This window comes from Mycobacterium sp. TKK-01-0059 (assembly GCF_000709305.1).
Classification (GTDB): Bacteria; Actinomycetota; Actinomycetes; order Mycobacteriales; family Mycobacteriaceae; genus Mycobacterium; species Mycobacterium intracellulare.
Genome location: NZ_KL446995.1, coordinates 277,557 through 287,659 on the forward strand (window position 1 = coordinate 277,557; position 10,103 = coordinate 287,659).

General features: G+C 70.0%; 8 protein-coding genes and 1 riboswitch. Of the genes, 1 reads left to right on the forward strand and 7 read right to left on the reverse strand.

Features of this window, described 5'->3' with window-relative positions:
• Positions 1 to 9 precede the first annotated feature (9 nt).
• Positions 10 to 936: an RluA family pseudouridine synthase gene (locus tag K883_RS23345; RefSeq protein WP_008257866.1), complete on the reverse strand. Its 927-nt coding sequence runs from the start codon at positions 934 to 936 to the stop codon at positions 10 to 12.
• Positions 929 to 1,531, reverse strand: a complete 603-nt coding sequence (lspA, locus tag K883_RS23350) for a signal peptidase II (RefSeq protein WP_080588025.1) — start codon at positions 1,529 to 1,531, stop codon at positions 929 to 931. Before lspA ends, K883_RS23345 begins: the two co-directional genes overlap by 8 nt.
• 70 nt (positions 1,532 to 1,601) lie before the next feature.
• On the opposite strand from lspA, the gene K883_RS23355 reads away from it, so the two are divergent.
• Positions 1,602 to 2,528 carry an asparaginase gene (locus tag K883_RS23355; protein ID WP_036456157.1) on the forward strand — a complete coding sequence of 309 codons (927 nt, stop codon included), beginning with the start codon at positions 1,602 to 1,604 and terminating at the stop codon, positions 2,526 to 2,528.
• On the opposite strand, the gene K883_RS23360 is transcribed toward K883_RS23355, so the two are convergent.
• The 5 genes from K883_RS23360 to K883_RS23380 all read right to left on the reverse strand — a co-directional run bounded on the left by K883_RS23360 (position 2,493) and on the right by K883_RS23380 (position 9,997).
• Positions 2,493 to 3,878 carry a DNA polymerase IV gene (locus K883_RS23360; protein WP_014385151.1) on the reverse strand — a complete coding sequence of 462 codons (1,386 nt, stop codon included), beginning with the start codon at positions 3,876 to 3,878 and terminating at the stop codon, positions 2,493 to 2,495. The two genes, K883_RS23355 and K883_RS23360, sit on opposite strands and share 36 nt — an antisense overlap.
• Positions 3,879 to 4,085: 207 nt before the next feature.
• Positions 4,086 to 7,235, reverse strand: a complete 3,150-nt coding sequence (gene ileS, locus K883_RS23365; protein ID WP_008257870.1) for an isoleucine--tRNA ligase — start codon at positions 7,233 to 7,235, stop codon at positions 4,086 to 4,088.
• A gap of 206 nt (positions 7,236 to 7,441) precedes the next feature.
• Positions 7,442 to 7,687 (reverse strand): Rv1535 family protein, encoded by a 246-nt coding sequence (locus K883_RS23370; RefSeq protein ID WP_008257871.1) that lies wholly within the window; start codon positions 7,685 to 7,687, stop codon positions 7,442 to 7,444.
• 287 nt (positions 7,688 to 7,974) lie between these two features.
• Positions 7,975 to 8,158, reverse strand: a riboswitch (M-box (ykoK) riboswitch).
• Between the two features lie 82 nt (positions 8,159 to 8,240).
• Positions 8,241 to 9,365, reverse strand: coding sequence for an NAD(P)H-dependent flavin oxidoreductase (locus K883_RS23375; RefSeq protein ID WP_008257872.1), 1,125 nt, complete (start codon positions 9,363 to 9,365; stop codon positions 8,241 to 8,243).
• 62 nt (positions 9,366 to 9,427) lie between these two features.
• Positions 9,428 to 9,997, reverse strand: coding sequence for a carboxymuconolactone decarboxylase family protein (locus tag K883_RS23380; protein ID WP_008257873.1), 570 nt, complete (start codon positions 9,995 to 9,997; stop codon positions 9,428 to 9,430).
• Positions 9,998 to 10,103: the final 106 nt, after the last annotated feature.

A 10,103-nucleotide genomic window follows, 5' to 3' on the forward strand; every position in this document is an offset into this window, starting at 1 on the left:
CAGACTGAGTCAGCCCTCGTCGCGCAGCACGTCCAGCGCGTGCTGCAGGTCGGGCGGATAGGGGCTGACGATCTCCATCCGCCGGCCGTCGGCCGGGTGGGCGAACGACAGCGAGCGGGCGTGCAGCCATTGACGTTCCAGCCCAAGCCTTTTCGCGAGCTTTGGGTCGGCGCCGTAGACCAGGTCTCCGCAGCACGGGTGGTGCAACGCGGAGAAATGCACCCGGATCTGGTGGGTGCGCCCGGTTTCCAGGTGCACGTCGAGCAGGCTGGCGGCGACGAAGGCCTCCACGGTGTCGTAGTGGGTGAGGCTGTGCCGGCCGTCCTTGGTGATCGCGAACTTCCACTCGCCGCCGCGGTGGCGCCCGATCGGCGCGTCGATGGTGCCGCTGGACGGATCCGGGTGTCCCTGCACCAGCGCGTGATAGCGCTTGTCGACGGTGCGTTGCTTGAACGCCCGCTTGAGCAACGTGTAGGCGCGCTCGGAGAGCGCCACCACCATCACCCCGGAGGTGCCGACGTCGAGGCGATGCACGATGCCCTGCCGCTCGGGCACGCCGGAGGTGGTGATCCGGTAACCGGCGGCCGCCAGGCCGCCGAGCACCGTCGGCCCGCTCCAGCCCACCGACGCGTGCGCGGCCACCGCGGCCGGTTTGTCGACCGCGACGATGTCGTCGTCGGAATACAGGATCGTCATGCCCTCGATGTCGACCGGCGTGTTCTGCAACGGCGCCGGCGGCTCGGGCAGGCGCACCTGCAGCCACGCCCCGCCGGTCAGACGATCGGACTTGCCGGCCTGCACCCCGTCCAGCTCGACGCCGCCGTCTTCGGCCAGCGCCGCCGCCGCGCTGCGCGACAGCCCCAGCAGGCGGGCCAGCCCGGCGTCGACGCGCATGCCCGCCAGTCCCTCGGGGACCGGCATCGAGCGGTCACTCACCCGCGCTGTCCCCGGTGTCGTCGTCCTTGCGACGCCGACCGACCGAGTCGAAGTCGAAGCCGAAGATCGACAGCACCACCAGCAGGATGGCTCCACCGACCACCGAGGGGTCGGCGACGTTGAACACCGGCCACCAACCGACGGAGAGGAAGTCGACGACGTGGCCGCGCAGCGGTCCGGGGGCCCGGAAGAAGCGGTCGACCAGGTTGCCCATGGCGCCGCCGAGGATCAACCCCAGGCCCACCGCCCACCAGGGGGATACCAGCCGCCGGCCCATCCAGAAGATGCCGACCACCACGCCCGTCGCGATCAAGGTCAGCATCCACGTGTATCCGGTGGCCATCGAGAACGCGGCACCCGAATTGCGCACCAGGGTCCAGGTGACCGTGTCGCCGATGATCGGCACCGGCTGGCCGGGCGGCAACAGCTTGACGGCGAGCACCTTGGTGACGATGTCGAGGGCCAGGACGATGGCCGCGACCGACAGCAGCAGGCGCAGCCGGCGCGGGGGCCGCTGCGGGTCGGTCGCCGCGGCGTCCTCGGGCTTGTCGGCCGAGGTCACCGGCTCAGTCGATCCCGTTGGTTCTTCAGGCACTCTCCCATCATCCCCTACCGCCCCGCGCGGGCGAGCGACGTCCGCGACAGCGATGCGCAATGATTCGAACATGGCCCGCCTCACCGTGATCGCCACCGGGGGCACGATATCGACCGCCACCGGCGCCGACGGGGTGCATCGGCCGGCCTACGGCGCGGCGGAGCTGACGTCCGGTCTCGACGTCGACGTCGTGGACCTGCTGGCGGTCGACAGCTCGGAGCTGACGCTGGCCGATTGGGACCGGATCCGCGACGCGGTGACGGGCGCGCTCGACGCGGGCGCCGACGGGGTGGTCGTCCTGCATGGCACCGACACGATGGAGGAAAGCGCCCTGTGGCTCGACCTGACCTACGGCGGCGACGCGCCGGTCGTGTTGACCGGCGCCATGCGCAGCGCCGACGCGCCCGACGCGGACGGTCCGGCGAACGTGCGCGACGCCCTGGCCGTGGCGGCCAGCCCCGCCGCCCGCGGCCTGGGCGTGGTGATGTGTTTCGCGGGCCGGGTGCTGCAGCCGCTGGGCATGTACAAGGTGGCCACCGAGGACCTGAGCGGCTTCACCGGCCGGCTGCTGGGCACCGTCGCCGGCGAGGTGGCGTTGACCGGGTCGAAGACGAGGCCGTACGTGGGCGAGGTGCGGGCGGACTCGGCGCCGCGGGTGGACATCGTCGCGGCCTACCTGGGCAGTGACGCGGTCGCGCTCGACGCCTGCGTGGCTGCCGGGGCGCGCGGCGTGGTGCTCGAGGCGCTGGGCTCGGGGAACGCCGGTCCCGCGGTGGTCGACGCGGTGCGCCGGCACTGCGGCGACGGGGTCGTCGTCGCGGTGTCCACCCGGGTCCCCGGCGGGCGGGTCGGCGCGAGCTACGGCCCCGGCCATGACATGGCGGCGGCCGGGGCGATCATGGTGCCCGGGCTGCGCCCGGCCCAGGCGCGGGTTTTGCTGATCGCCGCGCTGGCCGCCGGGTTACCGGTCGCCGACGTCATCGGCCGGTGGGGCTGACGCGGCGTCGGTCTGCAGATCGCCCACATAGTCCGGCCAGTCCAGCGAATCGACCGGGTTGGCGCGGGCGAGCTCTCCGCTGTCGGCGGGAAACGTGCGGGCCGGGCCCGGCCCGGAGGTGCGGGTTTCGAACCGCGCGGTCACCACGCCGTGGCCCGCGCCCTGCACCCAGCCGTGCCCGAGCTCGCGGTGCACGACGTCATCGCCCACCCGCCACCCAGCCTCTTCCGGCCCCTTGGTGAACATCACCTCGGTCGCGGTTTCGACCGACGGCGAATCCGGTTGCGGCTGCGGCAATTCCAAATCGGGGAACAGCGACTCCTGGCGCACGTCGCTCAACCCCGAAAACCCCACGCCGAGAAGGCGAATGGGCCCGATCTCGCGCGGATCGAGCAACAGGCGGCGGGCCACGCCGACCAGCGCGGCGACCTCGGTGGTGGCGTAGGGCAGCGTCGCGGACCGGGTCAGCGTGCTCATGTCGGACTTCTTCAGCTTGACCGTGACCGTGCGCGCGCCGCGGCCATCGCGCAGCAGCCGGTGATGGGCGTGCTCGGCGATCGGTTCGATCGCCTCCCGCAGCTGCTCGAGGCTGGTCAGGTCGACGGCGAAGGTCGACTCGGAGCTGATCTGTTTGGCCTCGGCGCGCTCGGCGACGGGGCGGTCGTCGACGCCGCGGGCCAGCCGGTGCAGCGCCGGCCCGATCGTCGCGCCCAGGATGTTGGCCGCCTCGGCGTCGCTCAGCGCGGCCAGCTCGCCGACGGTCTCGATGCCGAGGCGATGCAGCTTCTCCTCGGCGACCGGACCGATTCCCCATAGGCGGCGCACCGGCAACCCGCCGAGCAGCGACCGTTCTTCGTCGCGGCGGACGACGCGGATCCCGTCGGGCTTGGCCAGACCGGAGGCGATCTTGGCGATCTGTTTGCCCGAGCCCGCGCCGACCGAGGCGATCAGCCCGGTCTGGTCGCGGACCCGTCGGCGCAGGTCCTCGCAGAAGGTTGCGACGTCGGCGGCGGACGCGCCGGCCAGCTGCGCGGGTTCGCCGAATCCCTCGTCGAAGGAGAGCTGCTCGACGACGGGGACGACGGCGCGGATGGTGTCGAAGACCCGCCGGCTGGCCACCCCGTACACCACGCCGCGCGGCGGCAGCACCACCGCGCTCACGCCGACCAGCCGGCGGGCCTGATGCATGGGCATGGCCGACCGGGCGCCGAACACCCGGGCCTCGTAGCTGGCGCCGGCCACCACTCCGCGCCCACCCAAACCGCCGACCAGCACCGGCCGACCGCGCAGGGTCGGCCGGGTGAGCTGCTCGACGGAAGCGAAGAACGCGTCCATGTCCAGGTGCAGCACCCAACGCGACTCCACAGATTGATGCTAGGGCCCTCCGGACGCGCGCCCGGCTCGCTTGGCCGCCGAAAGCCGCGTCCGACCATATGGTGTTGTGCCCGCCTCACAGCGACAGTTGGTCACGCCGACACGCTGCGGTGGCGATTGTCGCTCGGAGGTGGCACAAAACGTGTCGCCTCGCGGAGAGACGAAAGTGGCGGATGTGACGGCTCAGGCCTTGGCGATGCTCACCCGCACGCCGTCGCCGATGTCCGCGCCGTCGGCCGGGTCGCCGAATTCGAAGCTGGTGGCCAGGATTTCGCCGGCAATGAGGTCGCGGTGCGCCCGCGCCCAGTCGGCGCGCTCGGCGGGCACCGACATCACCACGCTGATGCGATCGGAGACGTCCAGCCCGCTCGACTTGCGCAGCTCCTGCAGTTCGCGGATGCGGTCCTTGGCCCAGCCCTCGGCTTCGAGTTCTGGTGTGACGGTGCCGTCCAGCACCACCAGGCCCGCGCCGTCGGGCAGGGCCGCGGTGAATTCCGGGTCGGCGGCCACCAGCCGCGAGCTGTACTCACCGGGCTGCAGCACCGCGGGCCCGGCGGTCAGGGTGCCGTCGTCGTTGACGACGCCCTCCCCCGCCTTGACCGCCTTGATCGCCGCCTGGACGTCCTTGCCCAACCGCGGCCCGGCCACCCGCGCGTTGACGGTGAGCTCGAAGGAGCCGTAGGTGTCGATCGCGTCGGTCAGCTCGACGCTCTTGACATTGAGCTCGTCGGCGATCAGGTCGACGAACGGTTCCAGGAGGTGCGGGTTCTCCACGGCCACAGTGAGTTTCGGCAACGGCAACCGCACCCGCAGCTTTTTGGCCTTGCGCAGCGACGAGGCGGCCGAGCACACCTCGCGAACCTGATCCATCGCGGCGACCAGCTCGGGGTCGGCGGGCACGGCACCGGGTGCCGGCCAATCGGTCAGGTGCACCGAGCGCTGAGAAGTCAGGCCGCGCCAGACGACCTCGGTCACCGACGGAAGTAGCGGCGCGGCCAGCCGCGCGGTCACCTCGAGCACGGTGTGCAGGGTGTCGATGGCGTCGACGTCCTCGGCCCAGAACCGCGAACGCGACCGTCGCACATACCAGTTCGTCAACGCCTCGGTGAACAGGCGCAGCTGCTCGCAGGCCCGCGAGATGTCACAGCTGTCCATCTCGCGGGTCAGGTCGTCGCGCAGTTGGGCGAGCTTGGCCAGGATGTAGCGATCCAGCACCTGAGCCGAATCGGTACGCCAGGTACCGACTTTCGGCGCGTAGAGGGCCAGGAAGCTGTAGGCGTTCCAGAACGGCAGCAGCACCTGGCGCACGCCCTCGCGGATGCCCTGCTCGGTGACGATGAGGTTGCCGCCGCGCAGGATCGGCGAGGCCATCAGGAACCACCGCATGGCGTCGGAGCCGTCGCGGTCGAACACCTCGGAGACGTCGGGATAGTTGCGCAGCGACTTGCTCATCTTCTGGCCGTCGGAGCCCAGCACGATGCCATGGGCCACACAGGTTTTGAAGGAGGGCCGGTCGAACAGCGCGGTGGCGAGCACGTGCAGCGTGTAGAACCAGCCGCGGGTCTGGCCGATGTACTCGACGATGAAGTCGCCCGGGTAGTGTGCGACGACCTGCTTGCCAGGGTCGGCGCAATCGACACCGTCGAACCAGTCGGAGTTCTCGAACGGGTAGTGCACCTGGGCATAGGGCATCGACCCGGAGTCGAACCACACGTCGAGCACGTCCGGGATGCGCCGCATCACCGAACGCCCGGTCGGGTCGTCGGGATTGGGCCGGGTCAGCTCGTCGATGAAGGGACGGTGCAGGTTGGTCGGCCGCACCCCGAAATCGCGCTCCAGCTCGTCGAGGCTGCCGTACACGTCGATGCGCGGGTAGTCCGGATCGTCGGACTTCCACACCGGAATCGGGGTGCCCCAGTAGCGGTTTCGCGAGATCGACCAATCGCGGGCCCCCTGCAACCACTTGCCGAACTGGCCGTCCTTGACGTGTTCGGGGTACCAGGTGATCTGCTGGTTGAGCTCCACCATGCGGTCCCGGAATTCGGTGACCGCGACGAACCACGACGAGACCGCCCGGTAGATCAGCGGATTGCGGCACCGCCAGCAGTGCGGGTAGGGGTGCTCGTAGGTTTCGTGGCGCACCAGCACCGCCCCGTTGGCCGCGGCGGGGCCGGTGCCGTTCTTCAGGTCGCGGATGATGTGCGGGTTGGCGTCAAAGACGTGCTGCCCCTGGTAATCCGGGACGCTGGCGTCGAATCGGCCCTTGGAGTCGACCGGCGTGACGGGCGCGATGCCGGCCGCCTCGCCGACCTCCATGTCGTCCTCGCCGTAGGCCGGCGCCATGTGCACGATGCCGGTGCCGTCCTCGGTGGTGACGAACTCGCCCGGCAGGACCCGAAATGCGTTGGGGGTGTCCACGAAATACGGGAACGGCGGCAGGTACCGGGTGCCGAGCAGGTCCGCGCCCCGGAAGGTGCCCAGCACCTCGGGCTCGTCGCCCAGCTCGCGGGCGTAGGCGGCCAGCCGCGCCTCCGCCAGCACGAAACGACGCTCGCCCACCCGTACCTGCACGTAGGTCACGTCGGGGTTGACGGCGACGGCGAGGTTGGACGGCAGCGTCCAGGGCGTCGTCGTCCACACCAGCAGATGCGCGCCATCAAGCGAACCGCCCACCACCCTGAATCCGACGGTGAGAGCGGGGTCCTGGCGGCTCTGGTAGACGTCGTCGTCCATCCGCAATTCGTGGTTGGACAACGGCGTTTCGTCGCGCCAGCAATAGGGCAACACCCGGTAGCCCTCATACGCCAGGCCCTTGTCCCACAGCTGTTTGAACGCCCAGATCACCGACTCCATGTACGGCAGGTCCAGCGTCTTGTAGTCGTTGTCGAAATCGACCCAGCGCGCCTGGCGGGTGACGTAGTCCTGCCACTCGTCGGTGTAGCGCAGCACCGAGGCGCGGCAGGCGTCGTTGAAGGCGGCGATGCCCATGTCGTCGATCTGGGACTTGTCGGTGATGCCCAACTGGCGCTCGACCTCGAGTTCGGCGGGCAGCCCGTGGGTGTCCCAGCCGAATCGGCGCTCGACCTTGTAGCCGCGCATGGTGCGGTAGCGCGGGACGATGTCCTTGACGTAGCCGGTGAGAAGGTGCCCGTAGTGCGGCAGGCCGTTGGCGAACGGCGGCCCGTCGTAGAACACGTACTCCGGCGAGCCGTCGCGGCGGGCGATGCTGGCGCGGAAGGTGTCGTCTCGGGCCCAGTAGTCCAGCACCTCGACCTCGAGGGCCGGGAAGTCGGGCGCCCCGCCCGCCGGCTTCGGGTATGTGTGCTCGGTCAAACGTCGTCTCCTGTGCCAGTCTCCAGGCCTGGGGACGACGACGCGCCGGCTGCGCGAGCGCCGCGGTACCACCCCGCTTGCCGCGCTCACGCGCGACCGCTCATTGAAGGCTGTGACGGGCCTACCCGTTCGGTTCTACTGAGCCGGAACGGCCGTTCTTCCGAAAGCTCCCCGGTGATGGCCGGATCGACGCCAATGAAACGATTCTACTGGCCCCGAACCTCGAGCACACCCACCCGCCACAGCGCCGCGTACACGTGGCGCAGCGGAATGCTGAGCAACCGGCAGGCCCCGTGGATCAGCGGGTCGCCGCCCGGGCCGAAGAGCGGGAAGTCGCTGCGGCGCGGCTCTTCCACGGGCTCGGGGACGTGGATTTCGGGGACGTCGCGTACCACCCTCAGGGTGCGGGCGGGCGCGACGGTGACGACGTCGTCGTAGAGAGCTGCGGTCATGATCGACTCCTAGAGGAGAATTCCAACGGGGACCAAAAAGGACTGACGTGTCCCGTCCCGGGTCGGTTCCGATCTCAGAACGCTTGGCGGATAAGCACTTAGCGTGTGCGACGCCTCAGCCGAGGAGGTCGTGCCGGAGAACGGATCGGGACGAAACAGGGTTCGGACTTCGATCCGGACTATCGCAAGAACTCATGTGTCCCTCACCTCCTCGCGGTCGCGACGCATGCGGGATCGCATGCGATCTAGGCGCAGCAAAAGGAGCAGAATCCGACGACCGCCGGAGATCCGCACCCCTCTCGTCAGAGCTTCGGCACCACACGACGTGTCCTGGCCTGGAAAAAATCCAAACCGGAAGCCACCTGGGCTCAACCCTTAAGCCGGGAGGAGCTGTCCTGACCCGGGGCGTCTTTCGACGTTCGGGGTCAGTGGCCTGTATTCGTGTAGACGCCTCACCTAACGAGGTGCTTACCCGACCGATAATGCACGAGCGGTCTGACGCGGTCAAATCCCTGGACAGCGTGTCCGCGATTCGTTACCGACCGGCCCGGGATCACTTCTCGACCAGGCCGTCGAGCCGGCCGATCGTGTCGATGAATTCCTCGACCATGTCCAGCACCACCGAGCGCGTCGGCCGGACCCGGTCGAGCGAGCCCACCACCTGCCCGACGAAGTAAGTCGCCAGCTCACGCGCCCTGGCGCCGTCGTGGGCGGCGGCGCTGTTGATGCGCAGCTGCGGCTCGGTGATCAGCGCGGTCTGCAACGGCATGCCCAGCGGGTCGGGGTTCTCCGGCCGGTCCCACTCCTCGGTCCAGGCGGTGCGCAGCATGCGCGCCGGCTTGCCGGTCATCGAGCGCGACCGCACCGTGTCCGACGACGTGGCGGCCAGGAACTTCTCCTTGACCACGGGCACCGTCTCGGCTTCCTCGGTGGTCAGCCACACCGACCCGCACCACACGCCCTCGGCGCCCAGCGCCAGCGCCGCCGCGATCTGACGGCCGCGGGCGATCCCCCCGGCGGCGAGCACCGGCACCGGGGCCACGGCGTCGACGACCTCCGGCACCAGCACCATCGTCGCCACCTCGCCGGTGTGGCCGCCCGCCTCGGTGCCCTGCGCGACGATCAGGTCGACGCCGGCGGCGGCGTGCCGCTGGGCGTGGCGGGTGGTGCCGGCCAGCGCGGCCACCAGCACGCCGGCGTCGTGGGCGCGTTCGACGAGGTCCGCCGGGGGTGGGCCGAGCGCGCTGGCGATCAGCCGGATGTCGTGGTCGAAGGCCACGTCGAGCAGCGGCTGGTAGCTCTTGGGCGAGATGTTCAAACCGCCCACGGACGGGCGGGCGTCCCCGGCGGGCGCCGTCACGCCGTAGCGGGCCAGCAGGTCGTCGACGAACGCGCGATGCTCCTCGGGCAGCAGGGTCCGGGCCTGGTTGGTGTCGATCCCGCCCTGCTCAGCGCCGACGTATTTGGGCGGCAGCAGCAGGTCGACCCCGTAGGGCTTGCCGCCGGTCTGCTGCTCGATCCAGGTCAGCTCGCTGCGCAGCCGCGCCGGGCTGTGCGCGGTGGCGCCCAGGATGCCGAATCCGCCCGCGTTGGTCACCGCGGCCACCACGTCGCGGCAATGACTGAAGGCGCAGATCGGGAATTCAACACCGAGCATCTCGGCGACCCTGGTTCTCATTGCCCGACGCTAAGAGTTCCCGATTGATAAGTCAATCGCTTACGGCCCTGTGCAATTCAGCCTTAGGGCCCGGGCGGCCGGCCGTCCGGGGGCCAGCTCGATACGCCCTCCTCCAACGGCACCTCGAGGCTCTGCAGGATGGAGGAGACCATGCGCCACGCGCCGATGACCGTGACCAGCTCAACGAGAACCGTTGTGTCACCGTCGAATTCGCGCTCGCAGGCCGCCCAGCTCGCGGCGCTGACCGCGCCGTCGCGCACCACGTCGTCGGTCGCCGCCAGCACGGCCCGCTCGGCGGGCCCAAACCCGGCGTAGTTCCGCCAATCTCGCACGCCGAGCAGGTCGTCACCCGGGACGCCGAGCCGGGACGCGACGCGCCAATGCTGCGTCCACTCGTAGTCGCAGGCGGTCAGCCAGCCGATCCGCATGATCGCCAACTCGCGCAACCGCGCGTCGAGGGCGCCGTGCCAGAGCATGGTGGCGAGCAGGTCGTTGATGGCGCGCGCCAGCGGCGGATGGTTGAGCAGCACTTGGAAGATGCTCAGTTCGGCCATGTAGTTGGGGACGGCCGCTTCGTCGGCGGCGGCTTTGGCTTCGTCCAGTGGCAGTTTGGGCAGGCGCGCTGTTGTCATCGGATGAGCACTCCTCTCCGGCGGCGGGACCGTCGCGTTCTACGGGTCATGGTAGTCAGCGGGAGGCGCGGCGACGACGACTTCGGACGCGGCGGCGAAATACGCT